The 16727-nt window shown below is 44.5% G+C and carries 20 protein-coding genes and 5 tRNA genes; 16 read left to right on the plus strand and 9 right to left on the minus strand.

The annotated features are described in order from the left end of the window. Window positions 1-42 precede the first annotated feature (42 nt). From E7027_02925 to E7027_02940, 4 genes are read right to left on the minus strand one after another with little or no spacing between them, the layout of a single operon-like run. Complete coding sequence (locus E7027_02925) at window positions 43-1458, minus strand: hypothetical protein (GenBank protein ID MBE6421078.1); 1416 nt, start codon at window positions 1456-1458, stop codon at window positions 43-45. Further along, on the minus strand, window positions 1455-2129 hold the full coding sequence (locus E7027_02930; protein ID MBE6421079.1) for a 4-hydroxy-tetrahydrodipicolinate reductase: 675 nt from the start codon (window positions 2127-2129) through the stop codon (window positions 1455-1457). The genes E7027_02925 and E7027_02930 overlap by 4 nt, the downstream gene beginning before the upstream one ends. Beyond that, on the minus strand, window positions 2126-3004 hold the full coding sequence (locus E7027_02935; protein ID MBE6421080.1) for a hypothetical protein: 879 nt from the start codon (window positions 3002-3004) through the stop codon (window positions 2126-2128). Before E7027_02935 ends, E7027_02930 begins: the two co-directional genes overlap by 4 nt. A gap of 9 nt (window positions 3005-3013) precedes the next feature. Next, window positions 3014-3901, minus strand: a complete 888-nt coding sequence (locus E7027_02940; GenBank protein MBE6421081.1) for a 4-hydroxy-tetrahydrodipicolinate synthase — start codon at window positions 3899-3901, stop codon at window positions 3014-3016. Window positions 3902-3991: 90 nt separating this feature from the next. Between E7027_02940 and sppA the strand changes: the two genes are divergently transcribed. Continuing rightward, the gene (gene sppA, locus E7027_02945) at window positions 3992-5173 is read left to right on the plus strand and encodes a signal peptide peptidase SppA (GenBank protein MBE6421082.1); all 1182 of its coding nucleotides are present in this window, start codon (window positions 3992-3994) and stop codon (window positions 5171-5173) included. A 9-nt stretch (window positions 5174-5182) separates the two neighbouring features. Next, entirely contained in the window at window positions 5183-5746 is a 564-nt protein-coding gene (locus E7027_02950; protein ID MBE6421083.1) for a hypothetical protein, read from the plus strand. Window positions 5747-5847: 101 nt separating this feature from the next. Here E7027_02950 and E7027_02955 read toward each other — a convergent pair. Next, window positions 5848-5919, minus strand: a tRNA-Cys gene (locus E7027_02955). Window positions 5920-6281: 362 nt separating this feature from the next. On the opposite strand from E7027_02955, the gene E7027_02960 reads away from it, so the two are divergent. The 10 genes from E7027_02960 (at window position 6282) to E7027_03005 (ending at window position 10122) form a co-directional block, all read left to right on the plus strand. Next, window positions 6282-6352, plus strand: a tRNA-Gly gene (locus tag E7027_02960). 24 nt (window positions 6353-6376) lie between these two features. After that, a tRNA-Thr gene (locus E7027_02965) sits at window positions 6377-6449 on the plus strand. Window positions 6450-6495: 46 nt separating this feature from the next. Then, window positions 6496-6568: transfer RNA gene (locus E7027_02970), tRNA-Thr, on the plus strand. Window positions 6569-6621: 53 nt separating this feature from the next. Continuing rightward, entirely contained in the window at window positions 6622-7812 is a 1191-nt protein-coding gene (gene tuf, locus E7027_02975) for an elongation factor Tu (protein MBE6421084.1), read from the plus strand. Window positions 7813-7922: 110 nt separating this feature from the next. Continuing rightward, a complete protein-coding gene (gene rpmG / locus E7027_02980) occupies window positions 7923-8081 on the plus strand; it encodes a 50S ribosomal protein L33 (GenBank protein MBE6421085.1) in 159 nt (52 codons plus the stop codon). 10 nt (window positions 8082-8091) lie between these two features. After that, window positions 8092-8166 (plus strand) — tRNA-Trp (locus tag E7027_02985). Between the two features lie 30 nt (window positions 8167-8196). Beyond that, a complete protein-coding gene (gene secE, locus E7027_02990; GenBank protein MBE6421086.1) occupies window positions 8197-8385 on the plus strand; it encodes a preprotein translocase subunit SecE in 189 nt (62 codons plus the stop codon). Then, window positions 8385-8918: a transcription termination/antitermination factor NusG gene (gene nusG, locus E7027_02995; GenBank protein ID MBE6421087.1), complete on the plus strand. Its 534-nt coding sequence runs from the start codon at window positions 8385-8387 to the stop codon at window positions 8916-8918. The genes secE and nusG overlap by 1 nt, the downstream gene beginning before the upstream one ends. 43 nt (window positions 8919-8961) lie before the next feature. Continuing rightward, a complete protein-coding gene (gene rplK, locus E7027_03000; protein MBE6421088.1) occupies window positions 8962-9396 on the plus strand; it encodes a 50S ribosomal protein L11 in 435 nt (144 codons plus the stop codon). A 51-nt stretch (window positions 9397-9447) separates the two neighbouring features. Further along, a complete protein-coding gene (locus tag E7027_03005; GenBank protein MBE6421089.1) occupies window positions 9448-10122 on the plus strand; it encodes a 50S ribosomal protein L1 in 675 nt (224 codons plus the stop codon). A 32-nt stretch (window positions 10123-10154) separates the two neighbouring features. Here E7027_03005 and E7027_03010 read toward each other — a convergent pair whose 3' ends face one another. Then, window positions 10155-10829 (minus strand): hypothetical protein, encoded by a 675-nt coding sequence (locus E7027_03010; protein ID MBE6421090.1) that lies wholly within the window; start codon window positions 10827-10829, stop codon window positions 10155-10157. A gap of 97 nt (window positions 10830-10926) precedes the next feature. On the opposite strand from E7027_03010, the gene E7027_03015 reads away from it, so the two are divergent. Further along, window positions 10927-11919 carry a trypsin-like serine protease gene (locus E7027_03015; protein ID MBE6421091.1) on the plus strand — a complete coding sequence of 331 codons (993 nt, stop codon included), beginning with the start codon at window positions 10927-10929 and terminating at the stop codon, window positions 11917-11919. A 30-nt stretch (window positions 11920-11949) separates the two neighbouring features. On the opposite strand, the gene obgE is transcribed toward E7027_03015, so the two are convergent. From obgE to rplU, 3 genes are all read right to left on the minus strand, one after another. Then, window positions 11950-13353 carry a GTPase ObgE gene (gene obgE / locus E7027_03020; protein MBE6421092.1) on the minus strand — a complete coding sequence of 468 codons (1404 nt, stop codon included), beginning with the start codon at window positions 13351-13353 and terminating at the stop codon, window positions 11950-11952. A 282-nt stretch (window positions 13354-13635) separates the two neighbouring features. After that, on the minus strand, window positions 13636-13980 hold the full coding sequence (locus E7027_03025) for a 50S ribosomal protein L27 (GenBank protein ID MBE6421093.1): 345 nt from the start codon (window positions 13978-13980) through the stop codon (window positions 13636-13638). Window positions 13981-13995: 15 nt separating this feature from the next. Then, the gene (rplU, locus tag E7027_03030) at window positions 13996-14304 is read right to left on the minus strand and encodes a 50S ribosomal protein L21 (GenBank protein ID MBE6421094.1); all 309 of its coding nucleotides are present in this window, start codon (window positions 14302-14304) and stop codon (window positions 13996-13998) included. 186 nt (window positions 14305-14490) lie between these two features. On the opposite strand from rplU, the gene dnaJ reads away from it, so the two are divergent. The 3 genes from dnaJ (at window position 14491) to E7027_03045 (ending at window position 16477) form a co-directional block, all read left to right on the plus strand. Further along, window positions 14491-15609, plus strand: a complete 1119-nt coding sequence (gene dnaJ, locus E7027_03035) for a molecular chaperone DnaJ (protein ID MBE6421095.1) — start codon at window positions 14491-14493, stop codon at window positions 15607-15609. Window positions 15610-16063: 454 nt separating this feature from the next. Further along, window positions 16064-16279, plus strand: coding sequence for a hypothetical protein (locus tag E7027_03040; protein MBE6421096.1), 216 nt, complete (start codon window positions 16064-16066; stop codon window positions 16277-16279). 12 nt (window positions 16280-16291) lie between these two features. Then, window positions 16292-16477 carry a hypothetical protein gene (locus E7027_03045; protein ID MBE6421097.1) on the plus strand — a complete coding sequence of 62 codons (186 nt, stop codon included), beginning with the start codon at window positions 16292-16294 and terminating at the stop codon, window positions 16475-16477. The last annotated feature ends 250 nt before the right edge of the window (window positions 16478-16727 follow it).

The following is a 16727-nucleotide window of genomic DNA, read 5'->3' on the forward strand; positions in this document are numbered from 1 at the left end:
AACCCCTTGGAAAACCAAGGGGTTTTTTCTATGTAAACTTTCTTACTTTTGATAACCCATACAGCAATTTCCCAACATACAATTTTTGCAATTGTAACTTTCGTGGTTTTCTTTTAAGGTCGCCAGCAGTTTGCGGGCAAAGTCCGTAAGGGTCGGGTCGCGTGCACCGAGAACCAGCAAGATGTCCCCCGGTTGGGCGGCTGCCGCCATTTGTGCCAATAATTTTTCGCGGCAATTATCGTAACTGACGGGAACGCCTCTTCCTTTTAACTTTTCATATACCGTTCGGCAAGAAACGCCCTCGGGGATTGTTCCTCCGGGGTAATATACTTCGGTCAGCCACAAATGGTCGTTCGGGCCGATATGTTTGGCAAAACTTTCCACAAATTCATTGGTCAACAGTTTGATAGAAGCAAACGCGTGCGGCTGGTAAAAAGCCAACACTCTTTTACCGCGCAGATGCGCGGCTTCAATGGTGGCACCCAGTTTGTGCGGATTGTGGGCAAAATCGTCGATTACTTCGATTTTATCGTAACTGCCGATGCTGGCAAATCTGCGGGCGATGCCTTGGAATTTATGCAACGCTTTGGCGCAGGTTTCTAAATCTACACCCAAGTGTAAAGCGGCGGCCACGGCGGCGGTAGCATTGGCTACATTGTGCACGCCCGGTACTTGTAAACGGAAGGGTTGGCCTTTAATGGTAAAGTCCGAACCGAAACCGTCCACTTTAATTTCGCTGGGGTGGATATCCCCCAAGGAAAGCCCAAAGGTTTGGGCATTGGGAGCAATAGAGCGGAGGTTTTCTTCTTCCGCATTTACCACGGCTGTTTGGCAGTGGGAAACAAACTCCTTAAAATATCCCTGTAAAATATCAATTTCTTTATGATCTTTCTGCAGGTTGAGGCATACGCCCAAATGCGGGTGATAGTTGACGATAGAGCCGTCGCTTTCGTCGGCTTCGATTACCAGAATATCAGAATTGCCTTTATACACATTTCCAAAAACACCTTGTTCGTTTTGCAGGGATAAAATAGCGGCTCCCGTGATGACGGAGGGGCTGAGCCCCGCAAAGGCCAAGATGTCGTACACCATGGCAGTGGTGGTACTTTTCCCGCTCGTGCCGGATACGGCCACCGTGCGGTGTTCGGCCACATGCTTGGCCAATAATTCCGAGCGGTGCAAAGTGGGGATTCCCAGTTCTTTTGCCTTCAAAAGTTCGGGGTTATCCTGTTCGATAGCGGAAGACAAAATGACCAAATCGGTTTTTTCGTCAATGCCGCTTCCGTCTTGCGGGAAGAGTTTGATATTTAATTTTTTAAGATAATCCCAAAGGGCCATATCCGTGTACCCTTTGCTGATTAACCGGTCGGAGCCGGTTACTTCGTCTTTTCCCATGGCGTGCAGTTGCGCAAGGGCGCTCATGCCCACGCCGCCGATTCCAATAAAATGAATTTTCATTTTTTACTTTCCTTCAATCTAAATTTTGCATAGTCCGACATGGTGTAAAAACCCTTTTCGCATTTCATCAGCCAACAAGCGATATGTAAGGCCGATTGGGCAAACAAATCGCGGTTTGTGGCTTTGTGCGTAAGGGTAATTTCATCAAAAGGGGAGGTATACTGCGCCGTATGTGTGCCCACCGTTTCGCCGATGCGTTCATAAGTTACTTGTTCAAACGGAACATTAACGGCTTCAGCGATTTTTTTAGCAGTACCGCTGGGAGCATCTTTTTTGTGGATATGATGAATTTCGTGTAAATGCAAATCATATCCGGGGTACATACGCGCAGCCTGTTTTACAAGTTCTGTAAAAAAATACACGCTTAAACTGACATTGGGCGCAAAAAACACCGGTATTTTTTCTTCCTGTTGCATTTGAAATAAAAAAGTTTCCGGCAGGTTGGTCGTGCCCGTTAAAAACGGTTTGTGACGGTGTTTTGCCAAGGCAAAAGCCTCTTGCGCTCCCTGCGGGGTGGAAAAATCGATAATTACATCAAAATCTTCTTTTACGCTTTCTCCTGTTTCGCGGGTTGCGGCTACCTCAAGCCCCAATTCCGGCTGGGCCTTAATCAAACGAATCAAGGCTTGGCCCATTTTCCCGTTAGCACCGTTGATGAGTACTTTTTTCATACAAACTTCTCCAACAAGAGTTCTACAATTTGCCGTCCGTTCATAGCGGCACCTTTTAATAAGTTATCAAATGTAACGAAATAGTGAATCACATTGGGTTCTTCCACATCTTGGCGCAGGCGGCAAATATAGGTTTCTTCCCGGCCGCTTACTTCTTTGGGGGTGATGACTTTTTCGCTGTATTTCAAATTAGGAAAACGATTCCATAATTGTTTGACTTGTTCCAAATCAAAGGCTTCTTTTGCTTTTAAGGTAACGCCCAAAGAGTGGCTGTTTTCCACGCCCACTCTTACGGTATGGCAGTATACTTTTATATCGGGAAGTTCCATGATTTTACGCGTTTCGTACAAACCTTTAAGGTCTTCGGCCGTATGTCCGTTTTCTAACAAAGAGCCGATAAGCGGCACGCAGTTTTTTTCGTAATAAGAGCCGGGGGTGTGGAAATCGTCCAACAATTTTTTCCCGCCGCCGCTGATGGCCTGATAGGAGCAGAAAAATGCTTCCGTAAAATGATAAAAAGGTTTCAAAGGCGCCAAGCTCATCACAAGCCCGGTGGTAGTGCAGTTCGGGCTGGCAATAAGAGGGGTCTTTTGCGTAATGGCATGCGGGTTGATTTCCGGGATAACGAGCGGTACTCCCTCTGTCATGCGGAACTCGGAAGACATATCCACCATAAATTTTACGCGGTCTTTAATTTTCGGTGCCAATTCGCGGCTAACCGGGTTATCTGTGCACAAAACGGCAATATCAAGCGGAGTGATTTCGTCGTTTCTTCCGAAAGTTTTAATTTCAAAAGGGGTTTTGATTTTTTTGAGTTCGGACAGCATATTCTGCCCGACCATTCCGTTAATACCAATAATTCCTACGGTTTTCATAATGTATCCTTATTTAATAAATAAACTGGAGTCTGCCGCTTGAAGCAAGCGGTCTATTTTTGTTTTATTATCGGCGGAAATTTCACCCAGCGGCAAGCGAACGGTGTCCGTGCCGAAGCCGATTTTAGACAACATATATTTTACGCAAGTGGGGTTTGTTTCCAGGTAGCAGGCTTTAATCAAAGGATAAATTTGCGCAAAAATCTTAAAAGATTCGGCCGTTTTTCCTTCTTGGAATAAATTGTAAATTTTTACAAAAGCCGGAGCAAACACATTGGCCGCCGCACTGATAATACCCGAAGCATTGATAGCCAGATATTCGGGGAACAAATCGTCGTTCCCGCACAAATAACTGACGCGGTTGGAATACTTAACGGCCGTATCGGTTACATGGGCCATATCGTAATCGGATTCTTTAATGCCCGCAATTTGCGGCACTTCGGCAAGTAAGTCGGCCAATACGCCGGTTGAAATTTTTAAGCCTGTTCTCCCCGGGATATGATACAAAATTACCGGAGTTCCCAAAGAGGCGGCCTGCTTAAAATGTTGAATAAGACCCGAAGCGTTCGGCTTGTTATAGTAAGGCGTTACCACCAATACTCCGTCCGGACGGAAGGCCTGGCTCATGCGGATATTTTCTAAAGTGGAGTTGGTGGCGTTTGTTCCCGCGCCGATAATAATTTTCACGCGGTTTTGGACGCGTTCCGTGCAAAAATGCAGTAATTCTTTTTTTTCTTCCGTCGATAAAGTGGGGGTTTCTGCCGTGGTGCCCAAAAGCACCAAGCCATGCACGCCGGCTGCTAACTGCGCATCTAATAAGCGCCCTAAAGCGGAATAATCGATGGCGCCTTCGCGGGTCATCGGTGTAACAAGTGCGGTGAAAACTCCTTTGAACATATATCCTCCAAAACAGAAATGGGAACAATCATATTTTATCAATTTAATTGCTATAATGAAGTAATCTTTTGTGTGTGAGGATTTGAATTTATGGCTGAAAACGAAAACGAAAAAAATCAAACGGCAGATACTTCTACCAGCCTGCCGAAAGAACAATGGGAGCAAAAGATGTTAGAAAACGAGAAAACGGCTACCCTTGTTTCCGATATTAAAAAAGAAGAAACAACCGAAGAAAAAAAAGAAGAAAAACCTGTAAAAGAAAAAGCCGAAGGGAAGAAAATTTCTCTCCCGGGTTTATGGCCTTCTTTACTTCTGTTAACTTTTATTATTTCTACTTGTTGCGGTCTTTTTCTTTCGGTTCGCCCGGTTCCTGCTTGCACGCAAGAGAAAGATAAAACTTCTCAAGAAGAAAGTGCCGAAGAATCTTTGGTTAGCGGGGCTCTCTCTTCCAAATCTTCCAAGCCCGGCATTGCCTGGATTCGCGTAAGAGGCATCATCGCGCAAGACAATAATTCGGGACCTTTCTCCCGTCCCAGCGGCGCAAGTGCCATTGCCAAAAAAATTCGTGAAGCGGCGGATGCAAAAAATGTAAAAGCCATCGTGTTGGATATTAACTCTCCCGGCGGAACGGTTGCTTCCGTACAAAACATTTACAGCGAAATTTTGAAAGCCAAGGAAAAAGGTAAAAAGGTAGTAGCCCTGTTCCGCGATGTGGCGGCTTCCGGCGGGTTCTACATTGCCATGGCGGCGGATAAAATCGTGGCGGAACCCGGCACGATTACCGGCTCTGTGGGTGTGATTATGCAAACAAGCAATGTAGAAGGTTTGTTTGAAAAAATCGGTGTAAAAGTAACGCCTATTACTTCGGGCAAATACAAAGACATGGGCTCTGCTTACCGTCCGATGAGCGATGCCGAAAAAGCCATTTTACAAGATATGGTGGACGATACCTATTCTCAATTCTTCGCGGCGGTAAAAGCCGGTCGCCCCGAAGTAAAGGAAGAAGATTTGAAGGAATATACGGACGGCCGCATTTTCACCGGTCAACGCGCGTATAATTTGGGCTTTATTGACCAATTGGGCGGGGAAGAAGAAGCCCGCAAATTGGCAGGGGAATTGGCCGGTTTGAAAGACCCCAAAATCCTTTCGCAAAGAGGCGACGGTATTAAGGAATTGATTTTCTCCTTCGGTTCCAAAATGGAAAACAAATCGTTGGATAAACAACTGCAAAACTTAACCACGCCCAGCGTCTCCTATTTGTGGGTAAACTAAGAGGCCGTTATGGAACTCATTAAAATTTATTTTCAATATGTAAAAGACCCTTCCTCCGCGCTTAAAGCCTTGTTGGAAAAACGCTCTTTTCTGTGGGCTTGTTCCGGCTATTTTGCGGCTACTTTGGGTTGGGTGCTTTTCTTCAATATCGGGGATAGCGTGATAGTTCCCGTGCTGTTGTTAAAACTGTTGGTTGTTTTTCTGGCGGAATTAACGGCGGGATATTTTATCGCTTCTCTGTGCGGGCTTTATTTAGATTTTTGCCGCGTTAAATCTTCTCCTGCAGAATTATTTGTGTTGATCGGTTCTGCCGGATTTATTAAAGGCCTCTTGATTGCTTTTGCGCTTATTTCGGCAGCCTTGCCTTGGGCAAAACTCGGTTTTTTGGCCGTATTTGCTCTGGTGTTTGTATTCGCTTTGCAATTGGGATATCTTACGCGCGCGCTTACCCGCGTGTATGATTTAAGAATCGGCCGTGCATTGGGTGCGTGGTTGTTCGGGTTTGTGCCTGTTATTTCGGTAGGGGTGCTACTTGTTGCGTTTTTGATATGGGGCATAGCCCTGTTAGCATAAAAATTCAGCCCCGCGAAAAGCGGGGCTTTTTTATGCGCCGATAATAAGTCCAAAAAAAAGCACACCTTATGAAAGAGGTGTGCCGAATATAAAAAATTAAAAGGTGCGGGCGGGAATCGAACCCACGAATATCAGTTTTGCAGACTGACGCCTTACCACTTGGCCACCGCACCGTTTCTAAAAGTTCCGCTCACCGGAACATAATTATTATAGCAAAAAAAATAAGTTTTAGGAAGTATAAAATTTTTTTCTAAATTGGGTCTTGAAATTTTTGGGTTTGTGCTTATACTAGCCATATGGGAGTGCCACAACAGCCCGTTTTAGGGTACGCCTCTTGTAGGGGACTCGGCCTCCCACCTTTTTGAACCGGCGCGTATGGGCGTGCCGGTTTCTTGTTTGTATTTCCTCAATTATGCTATAATATGTATAGTAAAGTTTTACCGGTTCAAACGAATTTGCCCTGGGTAGTCCTTATTATTTTCATAAAAAACTTTTCCCTTTGTAATTTTTTTGATATAATAAAGTACTGTCTCTTGCGGGCGTAGTTCAATGGTAGAACACTAGCCTTCCAAGCTTGATACGTGGGTTCGATTCCCATCGCCCGCTTGGAGAGACAATAAAACCCTTTTTGCTGGGGTAGCTCAGTAGGTAGAGCATTTCCATGGTAAGGAAAAGGTCGTGGGTTCGATTCCCACTCCCAGCTTATAAATTTGAAAAGAAATGTCTTTATCAACCGATGAAGGCGAAATGCTGGGGTAGCTCAGTAGGTAGAGCATCTCCATGGTAAGGAGAAGGTCGTGGGTTCGATTCCCACTCCCAGCTTATTTTTAAAAACTAAACAACGCAGTAAAAACTAAAACAGGAGAACTAAATAAATGGCAAAGGAAAAATTTTCCCGCAGCAAACCGCACGTAAACGTCGGTACCATTGGTCACGTAGACCACGGTAAGACCACGCTTACCACCGCTATTACGAAAGTATTGGCCAAAGAAGGTAAAGCCAAAGCTATGGCTTACACCGACATCGCTAAAGGCGGTGTAGTGCGCGACGCTTCCAAAATCGTAACGGTAGCCGTATCTCACGTAGAATACGAATCTGACAACCGTCACTATGCTCACATTGACTGCCCCGGCCACGCTGACTACATTAAAAACATGATCACCGGTGCCGCCCAAATGGACGGTGCTATCTTGGTAGTCTCCGCCGTTGACGGCCCGATGCCGCAAACCCGCGAACACGTACTTTTGGCCAAACAAGTAAACGTACCGAAACTCGTAGTCTTCCTCAACAAAGTAGACTTGGTTGACGATGCTGACTTGTTGGACTTAGTAGAAGAAGAAATCCGCGATTTGCTCGGCAAATACGAATTTGACAGAGATAACACCCCGATCGTGCGCGGTTCCGCTTTGAAAGCGATCGAAGGTGATTCCAGCGAATTGGGCGAACCCTGCATCAAAAGACTTATGGACGCCTTGGATACCTGGATTCCTGAACCGGAACGCGATACGGAAAAACCGTTCTTGATGGCTGTGGAAGACGTGTTCTCCATCACTGGCCGCGGTACGGTAGCCACCGGTAGAATTGAACGCGGTGTTGTACACGTGGGCGATCAATTGGAAATCATCGGTTTCCGCGATACCCTCAACACTGTAGCCACCGGTATTGAAATGTTCCGCAAACTCTTAGACGAAGGTATGGCTGGCGATAACGTGGGTATCTTGCTCCGCGGTATCGACAAGAACCAAGTAGAAAGAGGCCAAGTATTGGCTGCTCCGAAATCTGTAACTCCGCACAAACACTTTGTGGGCCAAGTCTACATCTTGAAAAAAGAAGAAGGCGGCCGCCACACTCCGTTGGCCAAAGGTTACAAACCGCAATTCTACTTGAGAACCACCGACGTAACGGGTGAACTCTCCTTCAACCAAGACATGATTATGCCCGGCGATAATGCTGAAATCGAAGTTAAACTCATTACGCCTGTGGCCATGGAAGAAGGCTTGCGCTTTGCTATCCGCGAAGGCGGTCATACGGTAGGCGCCGGCGTTGTCACCAAAATTATTGAGTAGTAAAACTGTTTAGTTTACTGTGGCGGGGGCATTCTAACCAATGCCCCCGCGGATATCGTAAACTGGCAATATTTTAGGGGTCGCTTGGCCCCATATTAAGGATACTTAAGATGGCAAGTGAAAGAATTACGATCGCGCTGATTTGCACCGAATGCAAAAACAAAAATTACTACCAAGTGCGCGGTAAAAAGAAAGAATATAAATTGGAACTCAACAAATTCTGCAAAAAATGCGGAAAGAGTACCACTCATAAAGAAGGCAAAGCCTAAGATTTTTTGTGGGAGCGTCGGTTAACTGGTAAACCACCGGTCTCCAAAACCGGGACTGAAGGTTCGAGTCCTTCCGCTCCTGCCAGGTTTTATACCAAGGAAAACGGAAATTTCTATGAACAAAGCAATCAATTTTCTTAAACAATCGGTAGGCGAATTAAGAAAATCCACCTGGCTTTCCAGACAAGAAGTGGTGCAATCCACTATTCTGGTGGCGATTGTTGTAGCGCTCGTATCTGCTTATGTAAGCGTTATTGATTTCGGCCTGACCAAAGTGTTGGGTTTTGTAGTCGGAGGGCGCTAATGTCTGAAGAAAAAGCCTGGTATATCGTGCATACCCAAACGGGGCACGAAGATAAAGTAAGAGAAAAAATCCAACTGAACGTGGAAATCCAAGGGTTTGGAGACCGCGTTTTTAATGTGTTGGTTCCCACCGAAGAAGTCGTTGAAGTAAAACAAAACAAGAAAATTTTGCGTAAACGGAAATTTTTCCCGGGATATGTGCTGGTAGAAATGAACATGACCAGCGAAGCCTATTGGTTTATTAAAAGTGTTACGGGTGTAACCGGTTTCTTAGGTGATCCCAACCCGGTGCCGCTTCCGGAAGAGGAAATTGCCGGCATTGTGGAACTTACGGATAATACCTCCGGTAAGCCCAAACATGTGGTTCAATTTGAACGCGGCGAAAGCGTCCGCATTACCGAAGGGCCCTTCAAACACTTTATCGGTGTAGTGGAAGAAGTCAACGAACAAAAGAACAAATTGAAAGTAATGGTTACGGTTTTCGACCGTGCCACCCCCGTAGAAGTGGACTTCCTCCAAGTAGAAAAGAACTAGATTTTACCGCAGTAAGCAGTAAAAAATATGGAGTAACAAAAAAATGGCAAAAGAGAAAAAAATTAAAGGTTACATCAAATTGCAGATTCCTGCTGGCGCTGCCAACCCGGCCCCGCCCGTAGGCCCGGCCTTGGGTCAACATGGTGTAAACATCATGGAATTCTGCAAACAATTCAACGCCAAAACGGCTAAATTGGAAAAAGGTATTAAGATTCCGGTCGTCATCACTGTTTATGAAGATCGCTCTTTCTCCTTCATCACCAAAATGCCGCCTATGGCTGTGCTGATTATCAAGGAACTCGGCCTTGCGAAAGGTTCCGGTGCTCCGCACAAAGATAAAGTCGGCAAGATCACCCAAGCCCAATGTGAAAAAATCGCGGCTCAAAAATTGCCCGATTTGAACACCAAAGATGTTAAGCAAGCCGCCGAAATGGTAAAAGGTACTTGCAAAAGCATGGGCGTGGAAGTAGTAAAATAAATTTGAAAACAGGGAGGGCGAAAGCCCGTTACCACCTAAGGAGTTTTTAAGATGGGAAAAAGAATGGAAGCAGCCGTAAAGGCTTACGATAAATCCAAAGTTTACACGTTGGAAGAAGGTGCCCAAATCGTTAAAGATAACGCGAAAGCCAAATTTGACGAAACCATCGAAATCCACGTGAAACTTGGTATCGATACCAAAAAAGCGGATCAACAAGTCCGCACCACCGTTGCGTTGCCGCACGGTACGGGTAAAACCAAACGCATCGCCGTTATCGCCAAAGGCGAACACGCTCAGGAAGCCGAAAAAGCCGGTGCCGATCGCGTGGGCGGAGATGATATTGTGGAAGAAGTGCTCAAAGGCAAAATCGACTTTGATGTGCTCGTCGCCACTCCGGACACCATGAAAGATTTGGCCAAAGCCGCCAAAATCTTGGGGCCCCGCGGCCTTATGCCGAACCCGAAAAGCGGAACCGTTACCTTCGACTTAGCCAACACGATCAAAGCCTTGAAAGCCGGTCGGATTGAGTTCAAAGCCGATGCGTATGGTATCGTACATGCCGTCATTGGTAAAGCCTCTTTTGACACTGTCAAATTGGCCGAAAATGCAAAAGCCGTTATGGACACCATTCTTCGCGTAAAACCCAGCACCTCTAAAGGGCTTTATGTAAGAAGCATTGCCTTGAGCTCCACCATGGGGCCTGGCGTATTTGTTACTCACAAATAGTCTTTCTCTTTTGCAACGAAAAACCCCCACTCTTACGAGCGGGGGTTTTTAATTTGTTCATAAACCCAAGGTTCTATGTCTTGTTCCGTATTAAATAGGGAAGCGAGTTTGGGATTGTTCTTTAAGAAAAAGATAGTTTTTCTTAAAATTTTTTTCCGTCCCCACCAAGCAATATATTGTGCAATATTAATGGCATCCGTGCTCCCTAAACCGTCCACAAATATCAATTTGCTTCCTTTTTGCGTGCGTTTTATCAACAAGTTTACCATTTGCAAATCGCAAGGGATAATATTGTAACGGTAAATATAACAAAAAAAATCTTTCAAAAGTTGTAAAACCGCTGCTTTTACTTTTTTATCCGTGACATCAGCATCTTTTAGATATTGGTAGAGGGTGGGAGAAGGGGTCCCATCTTCATTCAACACCCTTTCTTGTAAAAAACAATGATATTCCGGTGTCCGTATTTCTTGAAAAAAATGAGGTAGATGCGTAAAAGGGACTTTTTTGTTTGCCAAAAATTTAAAATAATTAATTTCCCTGCGTGTTTGTTTATCAAAATTATCCTTGCTTATTTTTAATACTACTGTTGGATTATTAGGCAAGAAAAAACACAAGCGCTCCGTTCCTCTTCCGATTAAAAAAGGTTCGGAAAAAGATTTAACGGATACTTGTTGTAAAAAAGATAAGGCTTCCTGCAATAATGACATTAAAACCTCTTAGAAAATACTATAGAATCCCACATTAAGAGAATGAGGTAAGGCTTAACATTTCTATTATAACAAAATAAAATTGCTACAATAAACTATGCGACAAAAAATAATTTCTTTTTTGACTCTTTGTTTGCTGGCCCTTCCTTTGGCGGGGCAAGTGAGTGTTATTTCTGTTACGGACGAGGACAAGCACTCCCGCAAAGAAGATTTTTACCATACTTTTGAGTATTATATCCTGCCTCTAAAGGGAGAGGATAGCACTGCCGGTAAATGCCAGGCCACCCGTATCGGGCGGCGTTGGTTTGCCACGGCGGCGCACTGTGTGGAGAAAGCCTGTAAACAAGGCTGTACGATTCGCATGGATTTACTTGAGCAACCCGTTTCGGCCTTTGCCGAGGTTGTGCATACTCTCAAAAAGCCGGCGGTTTTTATACATCCGGCTTATACTTCTTCCCGATTTGTAAAGGATGACTTTGCCCTTATCCGCTTGGATTTGGACCGCACTTCACTTACCTATTACCGCCGTCCTACAGCCAAGCGGGCTTATAATTTGGCCATTTATCCCGCCCAATTTAATGCCTTTTTGGAGCGCAACAAAAAGGCGGCCAGTCAGTGGCATCGTATCAAAAGTCCTTCGTTTCCTTCTCTTGTTTTGTTTGATGAAGGGAATTATCTGCTCGACCGCAAACTGTCCGTCATTTCTATTTTTGACGGGAAACGCGATATCAAGAAAAACCCATACCCCGTACACTATGTTAAAAAATTGGGTTTTGCGTACACGCAGAATTTCGGTATTCGCAAAGGTATGAGCGGATCGGGCGTGATGACCAATACAGGGGAACTGGTAGGTATGATTTCGGCCAATGTGACGGTTTCTTCCAAGCAGGGCGAACAAGAAAAAGTGTCGGAGTTTTTTATGTTCCCTGTTTTTAATAAAAATATTTCATCGTTTATGGAAGAAACGATGGGAAGCGATTTTTATAAATTGGATTGGAAAGATTGTTATCCTTCTTTTGTTCACAAGTCCCGCCGAAACTATGCGGATATTATTTCGGTTGTGGAACAGTCTAATTTGAAAAGCCGATAAAAAACCCCGGGGATTTTCCCCGGGGTTTTTTTATTCTTCTTCTGTTTCGTCTAAAGAATCTTTTTTAGCCTGTCTGCGGGCTTTGCGTTTGGCTAAGCGCTCGGCCTTGGTGGTGCGCCGTTTATATCCGGCGTGTTCGGGCGTGGTGGGGGCTTCTTCGTCAAAGTCTCCGTTCCACTCAAATTCCCGTCCGCCTACAATCAGCGTATCTCCGTTTTCCACTCCGTATTTTAAGAGGGCTTTTTCCAGGCCGATTTTCTTAAAAATGCCGCGTAAACGGGCCACGGCTTCCGGTTGGCTGAAGTTCGTCATGGCGATAAATTCCACAATCTTTTTGCCGGAGATATGGATAATATCTTCCTCGTCGCGGGAAATGGTAAAAATGGGTTCTATTTTGTGGGTAACGGCTGTTTTTTCTTCTACCACGGGCATTTCCACTGGGGTAGTAGCCAAAATTTTTACCACTTCATCAAGCACTTTGTTGATGCCCTCGCCGGTAGCGGCGGACATTAACAGTACTTTTTGCTTTTTGAATTTCTTTTTAATGGTTTCGTAGGCTTTTTGGGCAGCCGGCAAGTCCATTTTATTAACAACAATAATGCGCGGTTTTTCAAACAGTTTTTTATCGAAGGTTTTTAATTCCTTTTCGATTACTTTTACAGATTTTTCCGCACTCATGCCGTCGAACCCATCGGGATCTACCAAATGGAGAAGCACGCGGGTGCGTTCAATGTGTTTAAGAAACTGATACCCAAGGCCTTTCCCTTCGCTGGCCCCTTCAATGATGCCGGGAATATCCGCCGTAGCAAAACTGATGCCTTTGTGAAGGGTAATACCCAAGTTCGGGTTTAAGGTTGTAAAAGGATAGTCCGCAATACGCGGGCGTGCGGCAGAAATGCGACTTAAAAAGGTACTTTTGCCTGCGTTGGGAAAACCGACCAAGCCCAAATCTGCCAATACTTTTAATTCCAAAATAAGCGTTACTTCTTCGCCGGGTTGTCCGTTTTCGGCGATGTGCGGAGCGGTATTATTGCGGGTTTTGAAAGATTGATTCCCTCTTCCGCCCATACCGCCGCGCGCTACCAAAAATTCTTGCCCGGGGTGGGTTAAGTCGGCAATGATTTGGCCGTCTCTTTTTACAATCGTTCCGCAAGGGACGAGAATATATCTATCCTCTCCGGCGCGGCCTGTTTTATTATAAGTGCCGCCTTTTTCGCCGTTTTGGGCTTCGATGTGCGGGTTGTAGGCAAGTTCCAATAAAGTGGTCAGGTTCGGCTCGGCTTTCAAAATAACATCGCCGCCTTTACCGCCGCAACCGCCGTTCGGGCCGCCGAATTCAATAAATTTTTCACGGCGGAAGGAAAGGCACCCGTCTCCGCCTTTTCCTGCGGTAATGTAGATTTTAACACGGTCTAAAAAACTTCCGGATTGCATAAATAGAATTCCTTATTTGAAAATCAAATTTTTTCGTCAGCTATTTCTTGGGCTAACAATTTTTTGGACAAACTGCGTTTGGCCTTCGTTCGCGCTCTTTTTACTTTGGTGCGGGCGGCGGACTTGGTGCAAGTGTAAAGCCACTCATCTTGTTTTACATGCAGTTCGTCTTTCTTCATACTTTAATTGTAGCAAACGGGCGGAATTTTGCCATTTCCTTTTTGGGTACACCACAAAAAAAGCGGCAGGATTGCTCCTGCCGCTTTTTAAACTGTGAAGCTTTTATTTGTCCGCTTTGGCCGTTTTGGCTTTGGCAGGAGTTTTTTTAGCAGCGGCTTTTTTGGCCGGAGCTTTGGCTTCTTTGGTTTCCGCAACTTTGGGGTACACGGAAATTTGTTGTTTGCCTCTTCTTACCCATTCAAAGGTAACAATACCCGACACGCGGGCGAAAAGGCTGTCGTCGCTGCTTCTGGAAACGTTGGTACCAGGCAAGAATTTGGTACCGCGTTGGCGGACGATGATTTCCCCAGCATTTACAAACTGGGAGCCATAGCGTTTAATGCCTAAACGTTGGCCGTGGCTGTCTCTTCCGTTGGAGGAAGAACCTTGAGCTTTTGTATGTGCCATAGTTTAGTCTCCCAATTAGAACTGGATATCCGTGATTTTAATTTGCGTTAAATCCTGTCTGTGGCCGATGGTTCTTTCGTAACCTTTTTTCGGTCTTTTTTTGAAGACGCGGATTTTGGGACCTCTCAAATGTTTTACCACTTGAGCGGTGACCTTAGCCGTGTTAGCGGCTTTGGTATCTGCCGAGGTACCTTCTTCGTTAGCGGCCCAGAGAACTTTAAGTTCTACATTGGCACCGACTTCCGCTTCCAGTTTTTCAACCTGCAGATCTTGACCGGGTTTCACCCAGTACTGTTTTCCACCAGTTTCAATGATTGCGTACATAAGTTTATTATACCAAATAAAGAGACAACACCCCACACCCGTTCCCTTTCGGGCCGGGTGGAAGAGTGCAACTCTCCCTTAATTTGTACATATATTATAGCATAAAAAAGCCCGCAGCGGGAGCCAATGTGCAGGGGAGGCCTAAAATTTCATAAAATATAACAAATAGAAATTTTATTTGGAATTATGCCTACTAAGATGAAAGAAGATTATTATCAAACCCTTGGGGTGGAACGAAACGCCAGTGAAGCGGAAATAAAATCCGCCTTCCGCCGCCAAGCCATGAAATACCACCCGGATCGCAACCCCGGTAATAAAGAAGCGGAAGAGCAATTCAAAAAAGTAAATGAAGCTTTTTCCGTTCTTTCTGACCCGCAAAAAAAACAAATGTACGACCAATACGGCCACGAAGGCATGAACGGCGCCGGCGGTTTCGGCGGGTTTAATGCGGGGGGCTTTGGCGATATCAACGATATTTTCGGCTCAGTTTTCGGGGATATTTTCGGCGGAGGTTTCGGTGGGGCCCGTGCCCGCGGTGGGGCTCCCCGCGCACAACGCGGTGAAGATTTGAAAATGGATGTAACCCTTACCTTGGAAGAAGCCTTTATGGGCAAAGAAGTTCCCGTAGAATATACCCGCTTGGATAACTGCTCCGAGTGCGACGGTACCGGGGCCGCTCCGGGAAGCGCTCGCAAGACTTGCCGTTCTTGTAACGGGACGGGCACGGTTACCTATTCCCAAGGATTTTTCAGCATGCGTCAAGTCTGCCCCGATTGCGGAGGCCGCGGGAGCGTGGTGGAAAAACCGTGTTCGGCCTGTCGCGGAAGCGGCACCAAACGCGTGAAGGAAAATATTACGGTAAAAATTCCTTCCGGGGTACGCAGCGGAATTACGCTGCGCGTATCTAACGGCGGGGATATCGGTACGAACGGCGGCGGCTTTGGCGATTTGTATGTGGAAGTGCGCGTAAAAGAACATAAAATTTTCCGACGGGAAGGGGATAATTTGGCCCTGGATGCGCAGATTTCCTACCCGCAGGCTGTATTAGGCGGGAGCATTAAAGTTCCCACGATTGAAGGTAAAGAAGTGGAACTTGATATCCCGAAAGGCACCCAGTTCGGCTCCGTGCTTAAAATGCAAGGTAACGGTATGCCGAAATTGGGCAAAAAAGGTTTTGGTGATTTGCTTGTGAATATTCAAATCGAGGTTCCCAAAAAGCCGACGGCACGCCAAAAAGAACTGCTGGAAGAACTTGCCAAAGAAACCGGCGGTAAAAAAAGTTTTTTCAAAGAGTTATTTTCTTAAAAACTTTTATTATCTTTCTCTTGACGGACCGCCAAGAATAAAAGAAACATACATTTACAATGTTTATTAGACAAAGAAACAAGCGACTTGTTAAAAGATTTTGCCGCTACACACGGCACTAGCAAAAATGAAGTAGTGATCCAAGCTATAAGAAAATTTATAAATGAGTATTAAACCGTTTTTTACCGGTACTTAAATTAAGGAAATAACAAAATAGAAACTATGAAAAATTTAATATCTTGGATTTCTGGCGGTATAGTTATAGCGATTTTTTTAGGCCTTATTATAAACGAATTATATAGGATAACTGATGACAAGAAAAAGACCAGCAAAGAAAAGGTGATACTTATTTTGGTTGTTATGGTTTGTATTTTATTTACTTTTTTTTGGAAGTAATGTGTTAGGATATAGAAAATGCGAGAAGTACAAAAATTAAAATAGTTAGTGTTAAAGTATGATAGAAGATCTTTTTAACTTTATAGATGAACTATACGCAAGTAATAACGGGGTTAAAGTATTTTGTGCTAACATTATTCTTTTGATTTTATCCCTTATAGAGGTGGTTATTGCATATTTCCTATTAAAGACAATAGGAACTCCCATTTTGAGAATTATTGTTTTGGTTTTTTTTGCTTTTCTTATTTGGAAAACAACTGGGAAAAAAAGATAAATAAAAATAACTATGAAAGATTTTTTAGAAGATATGAAAGGTTTTTTATTTGGCCTAGGGGTTTTGGCTATTTATGTAATATGCCTTGCTATTATTGACCAACTCCCAAGACTTATTATAGCAATATGGCCTATAATTTTTATCGGCTTGATATTTGCTCCTTTATTTTTGAAAGACGAAAAGAAAGATAAAAAGTAGGAAATAAAACAGATATAGCCTATTACGGGCTAAATTAAATAAAAGACCCAGTAAATGAAGTTAAATAAAGTTAAGATCCCGCCAATGTGTGGGGCCTTTTTTTGTGCATACCCCCCGCCCCCCTAATTTATCTAAATAATATCTAAACTTACTGATACAAAAGAAGCCCGGAAAAGTCTTGTTTATGATGTAAATTTGCTTTGGAATACAAGTATAAGATTTAAGAACGGGGATAAGATCCGCTTATTAG

Origin of the sequence: Elusimicrobium sp. (assembly GCA_015062115.1) — a bacterium.
In the GTDB taxonomy this organism is placed as follows: Bacteria; Elusimicrobiota; Elusimicrobia; order Elusimicrobiales; family Elusimicrobiaceae; genus Avelusimicrobium.

Bases quoted from the DNA above. Each gene is read 5' to 3' on its own strand.
- E7027_02925 (MBE6421078.1), bottom strand. From the start codon at position 1,458: ATGAAAATTCATTTTATTGGAATCGGCGGCGTGGGCATGAGCGCCCTT.
- E7027_02930 (MBE6421079.1), bottom strand. From the start codon at position 2,129: ATGAAAAAAGTACTCATCAACGGTGCTAACGGGAAAATGGGCCAAGCC.
- E7027_02935 (MBE6421080.1), bottom strand. From the start codon at position 3,004: ATGAAAACCGTAGGAATTATTGGTATTAACGGAATGGTCGGGCAGAAT.
- E7027_02940 (MBE6421081.1), bottom strand. From the start codon at position 3,901: ATGTTCAAAGGAGTTTTCACCGCACTTGTTACACCGATGACCCGCGAA.
- sppA (MBE6421082.1), top strand. From the start codon at position 3,992: ATGGCTGAAAACGAAAACGAAAAAAATCAAACGGCAGATACTTCTACC.
- E7027_02950 (MBE6421083.1), top strand. From the start codon at position 5,183: ATGGAACTCATTAAAATTTATTTTCAATATGTAAAAGACCCTTCCTCC.
- tuf (MBE6421084.1), top strand. From the start codon at position 6,622: ATGGCAAAGGAAAAATTTTCCCGCAGCAAACCGCACGTAAACGTCGGT.
- rpmG (MBE6421085.1), top strand. From the start codon at position 7,923: ATGGCAAGTGAAAGAATTACGATCGCGCTGATTTGCACCGAATGCAAA.
- secE (MBE6421086.1), top strand. From the start codon at position 8,197: ATGAACAAAGCAATCAATTTTCTTAAACAATCGGTAGGCGAATTAAGA.
- nusG (MBE6421087.1), top strand. From the start codon at position 8,385: ATGTCTGAAGAAAAAGCCTGGTATATCGTGCATACCCAAACGGGGCAC.
- rplK (MBE6421088.1), top strand. From the start codon at position 8,962: ATGGCAAAAGAGAAAAAAATTAAAGGTTACATCAAATTGCAGATTCCT.
- E7027_03005 (MBE6421089.1), top strand. From the start codon at position 9,448: ATGGGAAAAAGAATGGAAGCAGCCGTAAAGGCTTACGATAAATCCAAA.
- E7027_03010 (MBE6421090.1), bottom strand. From the start codon at position 10,829: ATGTCATTATTGCAGGAAGCCTTATCTTTTTTACAACAAGTATCCGTT.
- E7027_03015 (MBE6421091.1), top strand. From the start codon at position 10,927: ATGCGACAAAAAATAATTTCTTTTTTGACTCTTTGTTTGCTGGCCCTT.
- obgE (MBE6421092.1), bottom strand. From the start codon at position 13,353: ATGCAATCCGGAAGTTTTTTAGACCGTGTTAAAATCTACATTACCGCA.
- E7027_03025 (MBE6421093.1), bottom strand. From the start codon at position 13,980: ATGGCACATACAAAAGCTCAAGGTTCTTCCTCCAACGGAAGAGACAGC.
- rplU (MBE6421094.1), bottom strand. From the start codon at position 14,304: ATGTACGCAATCATTGAAACTGGTGGAAAACAGTACTGGGTGAAACCC.
- dnaJ (MBE6421095.1), top strand. From the start codon at position 14,491: ATGCCTACTAAGATGAAAGAAGATTATTATCAAACCCTTGGGGTGGAA.
- E7027_03040 (MBE6421096.1), top strand. From the start codon at position 16,064: ATGATAGAAGATCTTTTTAACTTTATAGATGAACTATACGCAAGTAAT.
- E7027_03045 (MBE6421097.1), top strand. From the start codon at position 16,292: ATGAAAGATTTTTTAGAAGATATGAAAGGTTTTTTATTTGGCCTAGGG.